The 17515-nt window shown below is 37.5% G+C and carries 12 protein-coding genes and 1 tRNA gene; 6 read left to right on the top strand and 7 right to left on the bottom strand.

The features are described from left to right. The first annotated feature begins 5 nt into the window (after positions 1-5). Together glgB and Q1K34_RS02105 are read left to right on the top strand one after the other, a co-directional pair. Positions 6-1913 (top strand): 1,4-alpha-glucan branching protein GlgB, encoded by a 1908-nt coding sequence (gene glgB / locus Q1K34_RS02110; RefSeq protein ID WP_300434020.1) that lies wholly within the window; start codon positions 6-8, stop codon positions 1911-1913. A 64-nt stretch (positions 1914-1977) separates the two neighbouring features. Continuing rightward, a complete protein-coding gene (locus tag Q1K34_RS02105; protein WP_300434019.1) occupies positions 1978-4377 on the top strand; it encodes a glycoside hydrolase family 31 protein in 2400 nt (799 codons plus the stop codon). A 162-nt stretch (positions 4378-4539) separates the two neighbouring features. On the opposite strand, the gene Q1K34_RS02100 is transcribed toward Q1K34_RS02105, so the two are convergent. The 3 genes from Q1K34_RS02100 to Q1K34_RS02090 form a co-directional block, all read right to left on the bottom strand. Further along, positions 4540-8403 (bottom strand): triple tyrosine motif-containing protein, encoded by a 3864-nt coding sequence (locus Q1K34_RS02100; RefSeq protein ID WP_300434018.1) that lies wholly within the window; start codon positions 8401-8403, stop codon positions 4540-4542. A gap of 397 nt (positions 8404-8800) precedes the next feature. Next, positions 8801-9427: a DUF4403 family protein gene (locus Q1K34_RS02095; RefSeq protein WP_300434017.1), complete on the bottom strand. Its 627-nt coding sequence runs from the start codon at positions 9425-9427 to the stop codon at positions 8801-8803. A gap of 534 nt (positions 9428-9961) precedes the next feature. Further along, a complete protein-coding gene (locus tag Q1K34_RS02090) occupies positions 9962-11395 on the bottom strand; it encodes an amidohydrolase family protein (RefSeq protein ID WP_300434016.1) in 1434 nt (477 codons plus the stop codon). A 353-nt stretch (positions 11396-11748) separates the two neighbouring features. Between Q1K34_RS02090 and pckA the strand changes: the two genes are divergently transcribed. The 4 genes from pckA (at position 11749) to Q1K34_RS02070 (ending at position 15329) form a co-directional block, all read left to right on the top strand. Beyond that, the gene (pckA, locus tag Q1K34_RS02085; RefSeq protein ID WP_300434015.1) at positions 11749-13326 is read left to right on the top strand and encodes a phosphoenolpyruvate carboxykinase (ATP); all 1578 of its coding nucleotides are present in this window, start codon (positions 11749-11751) and stop codon (positions 13324-13326) included. A 123-nt stretch (positions 13327-13449) separates the two neighbouring features. Next, the gene (locus tag Q1K34_RS02080) at positions 13450-13602 is read left to right on the top strand and encodes a hypothetical protein (protein ID WP_300434014.1); all 153 of its coding nucleotides are present in this window, start codon (positions 13450-13452) and stop codon (positions 13600-13602) included. Positions 13603-13866: 264 nt separating this feature from the next. Then, entirely contained in the window at positions 13867-14400 is a 534-nt protein-coding gene (locus tag Q1K34_RS02075; RefSeq protein WP_300434013.1) for a lipid-binding SYLF domain-containing protein, read from the top strand. 221 nt (positions 14401-14621) lie between these two features. Further along, the gene (locus Q1K34_RS02070) at positions 14622-15329 is read left to right on the top strand and encodes a hypothetical protein (protein WP_300434012.1); all 708 of its coding nucleotides are present in this window, start codon (positions 14622-14624) and stop codon (positions 15327-15329) included. Positions 15330-15444: 115 nt separating this feature from the next. On the opposite strand, the gene Q1K34_RS02065 is transcribed toward Q1K34_RS02070, so the two are convergent. The 4 genes from Q1K34_RS02065 to Q1K34_RS02050 form a co-directional block, all read right to left on the bottom strand. Further along, a tRNA-Met gene (locus Q1K34_RS02065) sits at positions 15445-15517 on the bottom strand. 61 nt (positions 15518-15578) lie between these two features. Continuing rightward, positions 15579-15932 (bottom strand): STAS/SEC14 domain-containing protein, encoded by a 354-nt coding sequence (locus Q1K34_RS02060; protein ID WP_300434011.1) that lies wholly within the window; start codon positions 15930-15932, stop codon positions 15579-15581. 59 nt (positions 15933-15991) lie between these two features. Further along, entirely contained in the window at positions 15992-16174 is a 183-nt protein-coding gene (locus Q1K34_RS02055; RefSeq protein ID WP_300434010.1) for a CPXCG motif-containing cysteine-rich protein, read from the bottom strand. 3 nt (positions 16175-16177) lie between these two features. Next, a complete protein-coding gene (locus tag Q1K34_RS02050) occupies positions 16178-17512 on the bottom strand; it encodes a TolC family protein (protein ID WP_300434009.1) in 1335 nt (444 codons plus the stop codon). Between the last annotated feature and the right edge of the window lie 3 nt (positions 17513-17515).

Genomic DNA, 17515 nt, shown 5'->3' with positions numbered 1-17515 from the left:
TTATTATGAAGAAAGAAGTACAGGTACACTCTTTATTTTCAGATTTCGATATATCTCTTTTTAAAGCAGGTAAACATTACAGGCTTTACGAAAAATTTGGTGCTCACCTTATGGAAGTAGAAGGCCAAAAAGGAGTTTATTTTGCAGTTTGGGCGCCCACGGCAAAATCGGTTTCAGTAATTGGAGATTTCAATTATTGGCTGGAAGGCGAGCATCCTTTAAACGTGAGATGGGACGAAAGTGGAATTTGGGAAGGTTTTATTCCCGGTGTAGAAAAAGGAGCAAAATATAAATATAAGATACATTCACATAATAGTGATATGAAGCTGGAGAAGGCAGATCCTTATGCCCTTAAGTGCGAGCACCCTCCAAATACAGCTTCTATTGTGTGGGACCTGGACTATACATGGAAAGACAAAAAATATATGTCTTCCCGAAAAGACAAAAATGGACTTGACAATGCCTATTCTATTTATGAAGTTCATTTAGGATCCTGGAGAAAGAATATGGATGAAAACCGCTCCCTTACCTATGTGGAGATGGCAGATGAGCTTGTCTCTTATGTAAAAGAAGTTGGTTTTACCCACGTGGAATTTATGCCCATTATGGAATATCCCTATGATCCTTCCTGGGGCTATCAATTAACCGGTTATTTCGCACCTACCTCGAGATTCGGGGATCCGCAGGATTTTATGTACCTCATGGATGCTTTTCATAAAGCAGGAATTGGGGTTATTCTGGACTGGGTTCCCTCCCATTTCCCCGAAGACAGGCATGGGTTGGGCCAATTTGATGGTTCCCATCTCTACGAACACCCAGATCCACGTAAAGGCTATCATCCCGACTGGAAAAGTTTGATTTTTAACTACGGAAGAAACGAAGTAAGGTCATTCCTTATTAGTAATGCCGTTTTCTGGCTGGACAAATACCATGCTGACGGCCTAAGGGTAGATGCTGTGGCTTCTATGCTTTATCTCGATTATTCCCGGGAAGATGGGGAATGGGAGACAAATGAACATGGCGGAAGAGAAAATCTGGACGCCATTAGCTTTGTACGTGACCTCAACACCGAAGTTTATAAAAGTTTTGAAGGGGTACAAACGATTGCTGAAGAATCAACTTCATTCCCTATGGTTTCCCGTCCTGTAGACCTTGGCGGACTAGGATTTGGAATGAAATGGATGATGGGATGGATGCATGATACCCTGGAATATTTCAAAAAAGATCCTATTTACCGGCAACATCACCAGAATGACATTACTTTTAGCATGACCTATACCTTTACGGAAAATTTTGCACTTCCCTTAAGTCATGATGAAGTGGTATACGGTAAAAAATCATTATTGGGTAGAATGCCTGGGGATGACTGGCAGCGGTTTGCCAATTTAAGGCTTTTATATTCCTATATGTTCACCCACCCCGGAGCAAAACTATTATTCATGGGTGCGGAGATTGGACAGTATGAAGAATGGAATTTTAATACCAGCCTCGATTGGCATTTACTGGAATATGAACCTCACCAGGGAATCAAGCAGGTACTTACAGATCTTAATAAAATATATAAAACTAAACCAGCTCTTCACGAAAAACAGTTTACGGCAGATGGTTTTGAATGGATTGCTTATGATGACAGTCAGAACTCTGTTTTAAGCTATATAAGAAAAGGGGAAGATCCCAAAAAATCACTTATAGTTGTTTGTAATTTTACCCCCACAGTACTTAAAAACTATGGCATAGGACTACCTTCAGCAGGAAACCTAAAGGAAATTTTCAATTCTGACGATAAGAAATATGGAGGTTCAGGAGTAAAAAATAAAACACTTAAAATCCAAAATAAAAAATTACATGGCCGGGAGTATTCGGCAGAAATAAACATTCCTCCATTAGGATGTGTTGTTTTTGAAATTTTATAAACAAGCCTGTAAAAATTCAGGGGAATAAACTTCTTTTGTAGATAGCTAAAAAGATTGCAAGACTATGATTACCAATACAGAACTAGAACATAAGGGAAACCTTTTTCCCAGTACCCTCATATCATACGAACATGATCAGGATACCATTCATTTTATCACTAAAAACGGGGTAAGACTTCAAATTACCGTGCTACGGGACAATATGCTGAGACTCCGGTATTCCACCACCGGAATATTTGACCACGACTTTTCTTATGCCATAGATGAAGACCATCCTCACGGATTTAATCAGCTTAAAGTTGAAGAAAGCGAAACCCATATTGTGATTACCACCGAAAAATTTATTTGCAAGGTCGCCAGGGACGATATACGGGTGGGAATGTATGACCTTAACGGCAAACCTATTCTGGAAGATGAACTTGGTTTCCATTGGGAAGAAAGCTTTGAATTTGGAGGTAACTTCGTAAAGATGAGTAAATCATCAAAAGACCAGGAAAATTATTTCGGCCTTGGTGACAAACCTACGAATTTCAACTTAAAAGGGAAAAGGTTAAGTTTGTGGAATACAGATCAATATGCCTACGGAAAAGATACGGTAGAGCTTTATAAGGCAGTACCGTTCTATATGGGATTACATTCAAACACCTCTTATGGAATTTTCTTTGACAATACATTTAAAACGCATTTCGATTTTTGTAGCGAACGAAGAAATGTAACAAGTTTTTGGGCTGATGGCGGCGAAATGAATTATTATTTCATCTATGGCCCCCAAATGGCTGATGTTTTAACAACGTATACAGATCTTACCGGAAAACCTGAACTGCCTCCAATGTGGGCACTTGGCTTTCATCAGTGTAAATGGAGTTATTATCCTGAAAGCAAGGTAAAAGAAATCACCTCCAGGTTTAGAGAACTTAATTTCCCATGTGATGCCATTTATCTGGACATTGATTATATGGACGGTTTTCGCTGTTTTACCTGGAACAGGGATTATTTCCCAGATCCAAAACGCATGGTACGGGAATTGGAAGAAGATGGTTTTAAAACAGTCGCCATTATAGACCCCGGAATTAAAATAGATCTTAACTATTCGATATTTAAAGAGGCTCTGGAAAATGATTATTTCTGTAGAAGAGCAGACGGCCCTTACATGAGAGGTAAAGTATGGCCCGGGGAATGTTATTTCCCAGATTTCACTAATCCTGAAGTAAGAGAATGGTGGAGTGGTTTATATAGAGAGCTTATTGGAGATATTGGAGTAAAAGGAGTGTGGAACGATATGAATGAACCGGCGGTAATGGAGGTTCCGGGGAAAACTTTTCCTCTAGATGTGCGCCACGATTATGATGGGCACAAATGTAGCCACCGTAAAGCTCATAACATCTACGGAATGCAAATGGCCCGAGCCACTTATGAAGGGGTTAAAAAATTCAATTTTCCTAAAAGGCCTTTTATAATTACCAGGGCCAACTATTCTGGAGGACAACGGTACACTTCTACATGGACTGGTGATAACGTGGCCAGTTGGGAACACCTATGGCTGGCAAATGTACAGATACAGCGACTTTGTATGAGCGGCATGAGCTTTGCCGGATCTGACATTGGTGGATTTGCAGAGCAACCTTCAGGAGAACTTTATACGAGATGGCTGCAATTAGGAATTTTCCACCCCTTCTGTAGGGTTCACTCTTCTGGAGATCATGGAGAGCAGGAACCGTGGTTCTTTGGAGAGGAAGTGCTTGACATTGCAAGAAAATACGTGGAATTACGCTATCAACTGCTACCCTACCTTTACACGGCATTTTATAAATATGTGCAGGAAGGCTTACCTATTTTGAAACCTTTGGTGTATTATGATCAGGAAGATGTTCAAACCCATTACAGGGCCGATGAATTTATCTTCGGAAACCAGATCCTGGTTTGTCCTGTACAGGAACCAAATGTTCAGGGAAGAAGAATGTATATCCCACGAGGAAAATGGTATAACTTCTGGAATGATAAATTAATAACTGGTGGCAAGGAAATGTGGGTAGATGCACCTTTAGATACCATTCCAATCTATATTAAAGAGGGAGCAGTAATTCCGAAATATCCGGTTCAACAGTATGTAGATCAAATAGACATGGACGAAATAGATCTCGATGTTTATTTCAAACTAGGCAAGGAAAATTCAGAATTTTATGAAGATTCCCACGACGGTTATGAATATCGCCAAAATATTTACAGCCTCCGCACCTTTAAACTTACCGGAAGAGAAGATACCATTATTATTCAGCAGCATAAAAGCGGAAAATATTCTGCTCCATATTCCAGGTTTAAAATAAAATTCCATGGTCTGCCTTTCGAGATCAAAAAAGTGATTTTTGAAAATCAGGAAATAGAGTTAGAGAGCCTTCAGTATAACGCTGATGAAAAAAGCATCGTGGTAGATAAGGAATTTAGTGATGTACAGTTAATAGGATAAATTATCTTATTACTTCAAATTAATGAGGCTGTCTAGAAAGTCCTTATTTCGTCAAGCTGAATTCACTTTAGCTTCTAACTTAGTTCGAATTACAATAAGTTAAGATGCTAAAGTGAATTCAGGATGACGTTTTTTTCGACTTTCTAGACAGCCACATTTTTGTTAGGGCAATTTAGTTTCCTCTACTTTTTCACTCAGATTGTATCCATAGAATTTTTTGAAGGAACTATAGAAAAGCTTCGGACTGGAGAACCCAGATTTATAAGCTACTTCCATAATATTCATATCTGTATGTTCCATGAGATCGTGGGCGTAATTGAGCTTTGTGAATTCCATAAAATCCTGCGGAGAAAGATTCACCAAACTTTTAAGTTTCATAAATAGGGTGTTACTGGAAACCCCCAAAGTAGCACTAAGATCATGTACAGAAAAATTCTCATTTCTTATATTTTGAACCACAATATCTTTAAGACTGGTAATAAAATGTTCGTCACTTTCAGTCCTAAATTTTATTTTATTACCCTCCACATGAGACTTCAAATAGGAGGTCCTCAAATCGTTCTGCCAGCTTAAAATTTCCGTAATCTTGGATAGCAGAAGGTTTATATCTATTGGCTTTCTTATTACCTCTACCATTTCCTCTAATTGGTCTTTTCCAATCATCTGTTCTTCGCCTGCCACCAGAAAGATATTGATATGGTTTAGGCCGGTATTCCTTTTGAGCATTTTTGATAATTGAAACGCATTCATATCGGGTAGCACGATAGCAGAAATTATAATATCGGGAAAGATCATTCCAGCTTTTTCAATTCCTTCTTCGGCAGTGTTGGCCTGATAGACCTGGCAATACTTCCCTATACTGTTTACCAGTAAGCTTCTTGTTTCTGCTTCACTTTCTATTATTAAGATCTTACTTTCGCTAAGGTCTTTGATCTTTGCTGGAAATTCAGTTTTTGGAGAATTTTTGGATTTTTCAGCTTTAAAGATGGTCGCTGCCCTCTCCGGCACTTTTCTATATTCTTTTTTTCTATTCTTTAATACAGCCGTAAAAGTGGAACCTTCATTTTTTTCAGTTTCAAAACTAAAACTCCCGCCGGTCCTGGCTATAAGATCCTGAGCCTTTAAAATATATCTAAGTCCGCTCTTGTCTCGAAATTTCATATTTGGACTCAGAAATTTCTTTTTTTCCAAAATCCGGATGTCATTCTCGGGAATGCCACGGCCATTATCGGTGATCTGTAATTTCAAATCGCCTACACTGGTCTGGATAAGGTTTATAATGATCTTCCCTTGTTTAAATGAATATCCCGCACTTCCTGAAATAAGACTGAAAAAGATCTTATCCAGCATTTCCCTATTATAATAGAATTCTGAACCTCCCCACTGATCGTTCATGATCATCTCCAATTCTTTAAGTTTATAAATTGGCTCAATTTCTTTTATCATCTGGGGAAGATGAGCTTGTAAATTGATCCTGGAAATCTCATAAACAGATTCATGATAATTGAAGTTCAGTATTTGATTAAAGAGTTCGTCAAATCTTGCCGCGTACCGCTGAAGATCTTCCGTATTCCCGGCATCTGCAGAAGCCGAAATTTTACTTAAAGATTGAACGGCACTTTCCACAGGCTTCTTAAACTCCTTCTTAAGCTGATCCCTTAATTCGGCCCTGGCCTGTAAATCGGCATTCTTAGAACGTTTTATAAAGACAACTACAAAAATTACTATCATAGCAAGTACTCCCACACCCATAAACAAATAAACGCTGCTTAGGGTTCCTCCAACAGGAATCACCTGAATATTCAGTTCCTCAGGAGTTGTCCATGAGCCACCCCTAAGTTTTGCGCGCAGTTTAAAAGTATAATTCCCGGGTACAAGATTCGAGTAACTGGCGGTATTGGCTGAAGAAGGTTTACTCCATTCCTCATCAAAACCTTCCATTTTATAGGAATACAATATAGACTCCGGAGCCAAATGTGAGATACCTGCAAATTCTATTTTAAAGCCATCTGTTTCATCAACTTTCACCTTTCCCCTATCTGCCAGGCGTCTACTGGCTTTTTTCTCTTTTTTTTCTGAAGGCAGGATCATTTTCTTAAATTCCAGCCTTGGCTTGAATTCCTGCTGTGCCAACATTGCTTTCGGTTTAAAAACATTGATCCCTTTAGAACTTCCAATAACTAATGAGCCATTATTTAACCTGGTGATATTAGAAGTAAGCTCGTTGGTGGTTAAACCGTTGAATTCAGAAAAAACTTTTAAGGATTCCTCCCCCGGATTATAAAAAGTCAGGCCTTTATCAGAGGTGAGCCATATCCCTTCATTAAGATCAGCTTCGATCCCAGCTATATTATTCGAGGGAAGTCCCTCTTCTTCATTAATGACAGCTACTTTTTCTGATTCAAAATCATACATCAAAAGTCCCGCTCCTTCCGTAGCAATTAGTCCCAGGCCTTCCCGGGTAATTTTCAGATCGTTTATAGAATAATACAATAGCTCTTTATTGGCAGTGAGCGCCTCCAGATCTACAATTCGCCCAGACACAGGATCTAAGGAATGCACCCTGGATTTTGTGGCGATAATCATTTTCTTAGGCCCAAGTTCAGCAATAGCTTTAACTCCTCTAATCGGGTAGGCCTTAATGTCATTGTTTGCGGTCACCCTGCTTAAATAACCTTCTTCACCACCTATCCAAATATTATTTTTAGCATCCACGAAAAGGGTATTGGCAGATTGTATTTTTGTTTTGTACAGGGCATCTGTGGAATAATGCGCGCGTAAAAGGGTATGTATATTAATTTTATAAACACCATCATCTGAAGTTGCCACCCAAACATGATCTCCTGTCGCCACAATAGCAGTGATATCATCTGGTTTTTTTAAATGACGATTGTAATTGAGGTTTTTAATATGCCTCCAGCGGTCTGTCTCGGGATTCCAGATGCTTAAACCATTTCCTGTTCCAAACCATACATTCCCGTTGGTATCGGTTTGCGCAGCTGTAACAAAATTATCTGCGAGGCTGGAATAAACAGCAGGGTCATGCGTATACTTTTTTATGGCAAAGCCTGAAAAGTTCTGAAGATATAAACCTTCCTTTGCTACTAACCATAAAAGGTGTTGATCATTAAGATGTACCTGAAAAATATGCTCCGGATAATTCTCGTCGCTGCCAATTAATTTTAGATCTGCACTCATACGGAATACTCCCGAGCCATTGGTAGCTATTATTATTTCATCATCAAACCTTTCAATATCAGTAATTTCAGCACTGGAAACTGCATAGGGTAACGAGTATATCTTTTGAATACTTTGAAACCGGGCATCGGTGGTAAACAAACCCGAATTTTTAGTTCCGAAGATCACTTTATCGTCCAGGGCCTGGATACTGGTAATATTGAGATTTTGATAATATCCCATATCCAGTTTATTAAATTTCCCAGAGCGCCTATCTATAGTTAAAATTCCGTTGGCACCGGCAAAGATCATTTGATTATTGAATAAGATAATATCTGAAGCGATAGTATTTTCAGAAAGAAACCGTGAAATTCCAAAATCTGCTTTATCTGAATCGACGTTCAGCTTAAAAATACCGTTCTCTGCAGCCAGCCAAAGCTGCTTGCCGCTATCTTCGAGCATCGAATAAATTCTACCGGTAATACTGCTAACGAACTGAAACTCCTCTTTCGCGGAATTAAAAACTGCCAACCCCTGATTGCCTGAAAGCCATATTTTATCCTCAGAATCACTATAGGTTTGAATAAATTCACTACCAATTTCGGGGGGAATACCGCGAAATTTATTGAAATCTTTTACCTCTACTGAATTATAGGCCATGACCTTTACAGGAGTAGTAATCCAGAGATTATCCCTAGAATCCTGTTGAATATGCACTTCTTCAGCTTTAACAAAAGGCTCTATCGCCTTAATCCTTTCCACCGAATTAATATTCTGCCCGATACCAGTACCGGTCATTCCTACAATAATTAAACAGGAATACAGAACTCTCCATTTAAAATGCCCCAAATCTCTAATTTTTATAGATATAAACAGGGATAATTTAGGAATTATCATATTTACAAACCCCTGTGAGTTAAAGATTTATAAGGCTATTTATTAAGAGGATATTAACAAAATGATGAAAGAATTTTCAGACAGAATTAAGTGTTTCTGGTAATCAACTATCCCTTGGACAAGCGATGGAATTTGGCAGATCAAAAAAGGCTAACCAATATACAAAAGCATATTTAGTTAGCCCTCGTGTTATCGTTTTACCGACTAACAACAATTTAAATTTACGATGGGAAAAGTTTAAATCCAAGCATAAATTAAAATCTTACTTAAATTACAGGATTTCCCTTAGTGAATATAATTTGGGATTTGACAAACGAGAATTCCTATTCCATAACCAATATTCATTTTATTAAAATTCAAGTTTTGTAAGTTCTATGATTCCGGTACCTTGGAGGGTAATGGAAACCCAAAGATCATTTTCCCCAGCTTTAAAGTTCGTAAGTTTCATATCCTCCATAGATCCAATTAAATTGATACCTTCTTTAGCTTCCAGCTTATTTTCCAGTTTTTTATTCAATGCTTCCAAATGCTCTTGAATATGAGGAAAAAAATTAAAATTCAGTTTCCTTTTCAACTTTTCATACATCCATTTATTAATCACCATTTCCAATACCTGATCTGCAATCCAATTGTTTGTTTCACCATCTATGCGGTAGTCTTTTAGCGAAATCTTTTGTTCCTGCTCATGTAACTCCACAGAAGCATGAAAAAAAACTTTTACCTGTTTGTTTTTAAAAAGACTGGTTAGTGTTTGCAGATTTATATCCAGACAAAGGTCGAAACCTTCTATATTACTTTTTGCAATAGAAACATTCAGGATTTGGGCGTAGTTAAACTTTTTACCTTCAGAATTTTCCTTGGCAATAATCTCCCCAGTCATTTTAGATTTTAAAAATCTATCCAAAATGGGATAGCTAATCTTTACCGGAATAGTAACATCTATATTAGTATCTGAAATTTTTTCGGTTTTCTCCATCTCGTAAATCCTGCTTTAAAAATGCTGAGGAGAAAGTTAAATAAAAGATTTGTATAAGCAGAATATGAGGCAGTATTTAGCAGATAATTACAATTTCTGAATTAATTTACACATGTCCGGCTAAAGGAACTAGACCGCTTCGCTTTTAGGCAGAAGATTAGACTTGAACTTACGTGATAAATAAAGGAAGTTTAAAATTGCGTGTTTTTGAAACATCAAAAATTTGTAAAAGCAGGCTAGATAGTAGTAAAATGCTTTGAACTATTAAGAAACTCGGTTGAGGTTCGTTCTTAAAATGTTTATAGGACACTATTAAATAATTATAAAGGACTACAGCCTGAGAAAAGAAAATTGAAAGTGCCCCGTAGTATTATTTGAAGCCATAAAAAGAAAAAAGGATCGATCTCCCTACAACATCGACCCTTCTTCTTTTAACTAAATTCTACCGCAAATATATTTCTAATCCTTTATAAGGATTAACGCTTCTAACTTAAATATTAGCATTATCCCTTAAAAAGGCTTTTACTTTTAAATTTATTCTGGTTGTTTAAAATCCCGTGCATCTTTTACATTTCTCAGGACACCATTTCGCATCACGTGGGAAATCGATCTGAGATTTGAAATATCTTCTGAAGGATCTTTCTCTAAAACAATCAAATCTGCCAATTTACCTGCTTCAAGAGTTCCAAAATCTTCCAGTCGTTCCATAGCCATTGCTCCATTTTTTGTAGCCATAATTATGAGATCCTTGGCTGGAATCCCGGCTTCCTGCATAGCTTCAATTTCGTCATAATAAGAAATTCCATGAACGGTTCCCGGATTTCCCGCATCTGTACCTACCACTATAGTTCCGCCCTCATCATACACATTCTTGAGGTTTTGCAGCATGATTTCTTTTTCTGTCTCCAGGTTTTTTAACATATCATCCAATCTATTTTTAATATTTTCAGTACGACCTGCATTTAAAAACTTTTTGAAATCTGAAGCATTTTCCAATATATTTCTGGTCTTAGAATCTACTACCCGATTAGGATCATTCAATTGAAAACCTTCTCCAAAAAGAGCATTATACGTATTATAATAACCTTTACCTACAATGATCGTGGGATTATAAATGGTGTTGTTCTGCTTCATTAATTCCAAAAATTCTGCATCTATCAAAGTATCACTCACACTATGCACCAACAATTTCGCCCCTAATTTCATCGCCATTTTAGCTTCCGTCAAATTGGTGGCATGAGCGATCATTTTATTATTCTGATTTTTAATTTCATCTGCAACTGCCATTATTTTTTTCTCAAATTCAGCATCTTTAGGCTTAAATCCCCAGATTTTTATTCCCGTGGCCCCGGCTTCTGAATTTTTTATAACGGCATTTCTTCCCTCTTCTTCAGATCCTAGAAAGGCAAAGGTATTTTCTCCGTTTACCTCAAAAATATTGATCAGCTGTTCAGGAGCAGGAGTTATTAGCGGTCCGGCCGAAGCAGTATGCGGCGCCAGAGGATTTTTATCGTTTTCCTTCTGAAACTTCAAAGTCCACATATAATCGCCTACATCATAAACGGCGGTGATGCCAGATCGCAAATAGGCCTGGTAATATCTTTCAGGATGATTCTTTTGATAGTTTACCACATTTTCCAACGTAATGCTATCTCTTAGATCGGCCGCATCTGGTCTTGAATCGAAAAACGCAGTTTGGAAAAAATGAATGTGGGCATCAATTAGTCCGGGCATAATATATTTACCGGAAACATTTATAATTTGTGCATTTTCTGGGATGTGCATTTCCGTATCGCCAACCCTTACTATCTTATTATTCTGGATAAGGATGATCCCGTTTTCTATTTTATTTCCATTACCATCAAAAATGGTAGCTCCTTTTAATGCTCTGCTGGAAATTTCGTCCTGTGCATGGATCGAGAAAACCAATCCTAAGAAAAAACACAAAAGCAATACTTTTATTTTCATAATTTTAATATTAAAAATGAATTATTCGGTAAGTTACAATAAATCAGTAGTGTCTGGTTTAGGAATATAGATGCCTTTTAGTTTTAGACATTCAATGCTAACATGATCCAAATAATTGCAAATTCTGAACTTATTCAGAATTTGATTTCGATGTATTTCAAGGTTAGTTGGTAACTCTAAAAATGCACCCCTGATATTTGTTGATTTAAGCTATAATTTCGTACCTATATTTTAACAAATAGGCTTAATTTTATTATAGAATTCAATAAAAATTGATAAAACCCTATAAAATAGTGTTTATTAATAATTTTTTCTACACATTGCTGTGATATCAATAATAACCATGCATCCTTATGAAACCATACACTAATTCCAAAACATCCCATCATCAATTAGATGCTGCTGAATTAATCAAAATTATAGAAAAAGAGGAGGGCGGCCAGAAAACTAATACGGGTAGTATCGCTATTAATACCGGAACCTTTACCGGACGCTCTCCACAAGACCGCTTTATTGTTGAAGAAGATCAAACCAAAGATAAAGTACATTGGGGACAGATAAACATTCCTTTTAGTTATGAGAAGTACAGCCGGTTAAAACAGGATGTTTTGAAATATCTTGAAGATAAAGAAATATACACCCGTTTTGCCAATGCCGGGGCTTTAGAAAAATATCAGTTAAAACTGGAAGTGATCACAGAATATGCCTGGTCCAACCTGTTCGCCTATAATATGTTTATAAGGCCGAAAGAAGAAGAGCTCGAAAACTTTAAAAAAGACTGGACGGTGATAGATGCCCCGGGCTTTAAAGCAAATCCTGAAGTTCATGGCACCCGCCAGGAAAATTTTGCCATTTTATGCTTTTCTGAGAAAACGGTCTTAATTGGTGGTACGGGATATACCGGCGAAATTAAAAAAGGTATTTTTTCAGCCCTTAATTTTATTCTCCCCACAGAACATGATGTTTTGCCAATGCATTGCTCAGCAAATGTGGGGGAAGATAATGATACCGCCATATTCTTTGGACTTTCAGGAACTGGAAAAACAACCTTATCTGCAGATCCCTCTCGAAAATTGATTGGTGATGATGAACATGGCTGGACCCCTGAAGATAAAATTTTCAATTTTGAAGGAGGTTGTTATGCCAAAGTAATAAACCTGAAAGAAGAGTCTGAACCAGATATTTATAAGGCTGTACGGAACGGCGCTTTATTGGAAAATGTGATTATAAACGACGGAGAGGTAGATTTTAAAGACACTTCCATCACCCAAAATACCCGGGTAAGTTATCCCATACACCATATCAATAATATCCAGCTTCCATCTGTCGGGGAATATCCCAAAAACATTTTCTTCCTTACCGCAGATGCATTTGGAGTTTTACCTCCTGTTTCAAAATTAACAACCTATCAGGCTGCTTATCACTTCATATCTGGCTATACTTCCAAAATCGCAGGTACCGAAGCTGGAATCGATGAGCCCGTACCGTCATTTTCTGCATGTTTCGGAGCTCCTTTCATGCCTTTGCATCCTACTGCTTATGCTGAAATGTTAAGTGAAAAGATTGCAACAAGTGGCGCCAATGTTTGGCTTATCAATACAGGATGGACTGGCGGTGCTTATGGCGTTGGATCACGGATTAAACTGGAATATACCAGGGCAATGGTAAATGCTATCTTAGATGGAAAACTTGATAAGAAGTATTCCTATGAAAAATATCATATTCATTCTGTATTTGGAGTCGCCCAGCCGAGATCATGCCCCGGCGTACCAGACAAGGTTTTAAGCCCTCGTGCAACCTGGAATAATGATCAAGCTTATTATAAGGCTGCATTCAAACTTTCCAATGCCTTTAGAAAGAATTTTGAAAAATTTGAATCTTATGCCAGCGAAGAAATTCGCCGTGGGGGACCTCAACGATTCGATTTTTAAATTACCAGCAAATATTGTAGATATATTATACTTTTCTTTTTACCGGTGGTGAAATGGCATTAAAACAAATAATCATAGGTTACCAATACTTCTTTAAGCTTTAAATAAGGCTAAAAGTTTAAAATGATTACTGATAATTCTGAAATTAAAGGTAGCAGAAAAATAGATCGTACCGCCACGTTAGTAGGATCGAACGGAATGGAAAGAGGAAGAAATATCTTCCTCTTTTTGGAGACTTTTTATACCGAAAATAACCAGGAAAAAATTGAAGTGTAAGGAATAGGCCAGGATGCTGATGCCATATTCAATTCAGGTGAATTCAAAAGTTTATTGAAAAATCACTTTTGGCTTAGCCTCTTCTTAAATAAAAAGCTGATTCGCGTTGAGCATTTTATTATTTATTTTTTTGGCTTAAACCTGTTCTAAATTAAATTAACATTCCTGTATAAAACTACTTAAAGTAATACTAAATAACTTCTGCTTAACAACTTATCTTCTCTCCAACCATTAAATTCGAATAACCAAAAAAATATAGTTATTATGAAAAATTTGAATAGAATAGGTTTATTAATGTTGTTTATAGCTTTAGTTGGCTGTGGACCTGGCAAAAACGGAAATGCCGATGATCTAATGCAGGATGTAAACGAGGCAAAAACAGCAATGAGTCAGGCAAACCAGAACGTGCAGGAATTATTCAATACCTCTGCAGGATATGCTATTTTTCCTAATGTAGGAAAAGGTGCTTATATAATTGGAGGGGCATCGGGTAATGGTATTGTTTATGAAAACGGAACCATGATTGGGTATTCTAATTTGAAGCAAGTTGATGTAGGACTTCAGATAGGTGGAAAAGCTTACAGAGAAGTAATTTTCTTCGAAACCCAGGAGGACCTGGATGATTTTAAAGATGGAGAATATGAACTTTCCGGAAATGCTACAGCCGTAATAATAGAAAAAGGAAAATCCAAAACCATATCCTTCAAGGATGGTATAGCAGTAGCCACCATGCCAAAAGCAGGTGCAATGGTAGGAGTATCGGTTGCCGGTCAAAGATTTGGTTATACTCCACGATAAATTTGAGAAGTATTAGAATTAATAAAGCCACTCAATTGAGTGGCTTTATTAATTTGTAGTAGTGGGAAAAAATTAAAATATCAAAACAGTTTATACAGGATTTAGTGGATCTGGCTTCATTAGAATATGAACAGGAGAATAGGGTATAACTCACACCAGTTGGCTCACATATAATGTTTTAGTTTTATATTTGTCACTTTAGAAATTTTAAACCTACAAAAATGAGATATCTATTCTCCAAACTACTGATGGTCACCTTAATAGCCAGTCTTTCCGCCTGTAGCTCAGATGAAAATTCTACCGCACAACCCATACTATCGGTAAATTTCAATACCGTAACTTCTTTATTTAATACCCAGGGTCAAACTGCCTCTGTTAGCAAGCAAGCTTCAGGTGGTAATTTCGTTTTTGACGACGGATTTATCACATTGACGGCTATGGAATACGAAGCTGAATCAGAGAATGATTTGGAATCAGTAGAATTTGAACTAGAGCAAGTGGTCGTCATAGATTTTGCCACAGGTATTCCTTCCCCAGATATCAGAGCTATTGAAATTCCGGCAGGAATTTATGAGGAAGTAAGCGTGGAACTAGAGATTTTGGATGAAACTGATGAGCCTTCAGTTGTCTTGACCGGAACCTATACATCACCTGGTGGCACCAGCACTCCTATTCGTTTTGAATTTAATTCAGGAGAAACTTTCGAAGTTGAGAGGGAAGGTACAATAGTTTTCGCTGAAAATGAATCGGCCGTAGCTCAAATCACTTTCGACCCATCTGCATGGTTTGCAGGAGTTACCGATAACCATATGGCCGATGCAACTCAGTACGACGGGGTAATCGTGATAAGTGAAAGTCAGAACAGCGAAATTTTTGACCTTGTTGCAGATGGCCTGGATTTAGCGACTGAATTAGAAATTGAAAACTGAGAGTTTAAATGTTCTACATCTGATTTTTCTATTTACGGAACTTGAACCATAGTAGGCTCTGAAAACAGATAGATAAAAATAAAAAACCACCCGATTTAGGTGGTTTTTTTCTTTGTAGCGGGAACTGGACTCGAACCAGTGACCTTCGGGTTATGAGCCCGACGAGCTACCTACTGCTCTATCCCGCGATATTGGACGGCAAATATAAGACAGAAAAAAGGATTCTTCCAAACTTTTTTGAAAAAATGTTTATATAGAAATCCATTGAATCGCTTCAATCCTGTCTTTCAGCTCAAAAGACTTTACCTCGGTACTTAAAAAGAAATTATCCACATCCATAATTCCTCGTATCCAGGCCAGATTGGTGACCATTGCAAGCTTCTGAATCTGTTCCGAATGATCAAATTTGAATTTAATATTTTCAACAAGAAATTTTAGAGGCACTTTATTATCCGGCATAATTTCACAAAACAAATTAATACGTTCGTGCTGTTCTAATTTCTTCTCTATAATACGGTGAATTTCATCGAGATAATCTTTGTTCACATCCCTGTCTATCATGATGCCTACCACGTGACCTGCCAATTCGAAACTTATCGCCATAATTATTTAAAAACCTAAAGTAGTGATTCTATATGAGTTAAGTGGATGAAAAATTCAATTTATTGTTCAATATCAGAAGCCTGAAATTCAATTAATTCATTCCCTTCAAAAGCCACCTGAAATTCAATAGGTCGACAACAAACCTCACAATCTTCAATATAGGTTTGTCTGTGAACAGAAGGATCCAGAAGTACTGAGATCTCCTCCCAGCAGTAGGGACATTGGAAAAAGTGTTCATACATAACCTACAATTCTACATTTAATAATTGTCCGGTTAGCTGAAGCAGTTGCAGTTCTGAAAGTTTTGCATCATATTTTGCAAGATTAAGACTGGTACGAGCATCCAGAAGATTTATTTGGGCTTGCCGGAATTCAATAGAACTTATCCTCCCGAGCTTATACTGTTCCTCAGATCGATTAAAATTATCCAGATTAGTATTTACATTCTCCTCCTGCACCTTTAAAATATAAAGCTTATTCCTATAATTCCCCAAAGCATTGGCTATATCCCTTCTAACCTCATTCTCCAATTGTTGTTTACGCAATTCTTCACTTTCATACCTTATTTTTGAATTCTGGATCTGCACATTGGTGGCGCCACCATCAAAAATATCCCATCTTAAGCTCACTCCTGCAGCAAAACCATCGGTAGTGGTAGTTGAACCTGGAAAGAACGCCGTGGCTGCACTACGGTTCCTATTCCAGCCGTAAGAACCTGTGAGATCTATGCTAGGTAAATAACCGGACTTACTAATTTTGATATCATAATCACTTATCTCCAGGTTTTGCTCAATTTGAAGCAGCGATACATTATTTATTTCAGCCTTGTTAATGAAATTCTCCAGTTCTAATTCTGTAATAAAATTTACCGTGGTGTCTACTGAAAATTCATTGGCAGTAATTTCCCGATCCAATAATACATTGAGATCTCTCTTCGTATTTTTCAATTGCTGTTCGGTATCCAGTAATGCCACGCTATCATTGTTTACATCTACTCTAGCATTGAGTACCGCAAGATTATTCACCTGCCCGTATTCAAACTGGTATTTTGCCCTGGTAACCCTGTTTTTAGAAATTTCCAAAGTTTCCTCCAGCACCTCTATATTTTCAGATAATCGCGCTATCTCGTAATAGACACTCATGATCTGAAGAATAGAATTCTCTATAGTTTCCCTGGCCTGAAGTTGTGAAAGGTCATATTGCTCTTTTAAGCTTTTGTAATTATAATATCTGCCCAATCCATCAAAAAGAGTGTAACCCACATTGATGGAAGCATTGTACCTGTTGCTTTCAATGCCTTGTTGATCCACTACATTACCCTCTTCCGGAATTGTCAAGCGGTCATTAAGATCGTAGTTTGCACCGGCAAGACCGGTTACCGTAGGAAGGTAACCAGAATTCCATATACTCTGGTTATTTTCAGCAATCTCCACCTCGTTATTGGCCAGCCGAATTCCAAAATTCTCCTCAAGGGCCCGGGAGATTACTTCTTCCTTCGTCAATATCTTTTCTTGACCAAAACCTTCAACACTACCAAAAAGTATGATTGAAAAATAAAAAATTGAATGTATTAATTTCATTAA

Origin of the sequence: Christiangramia sp. (genome assembly GCF_029937855.1) — a bacterium.
In the GTDB taxonomy this organism is placed as follows: domain Bacteria; phylum Bacteroidota; class Bacteroidia; order Flavobacteriales; family Flavobacteriaceae; genus Christiangramia.
The sequence above is the reverse complement of the archived record's forward strand: the minus strand, read 5'-3'. Positions and strand labels throughout refer to the sequence as shown.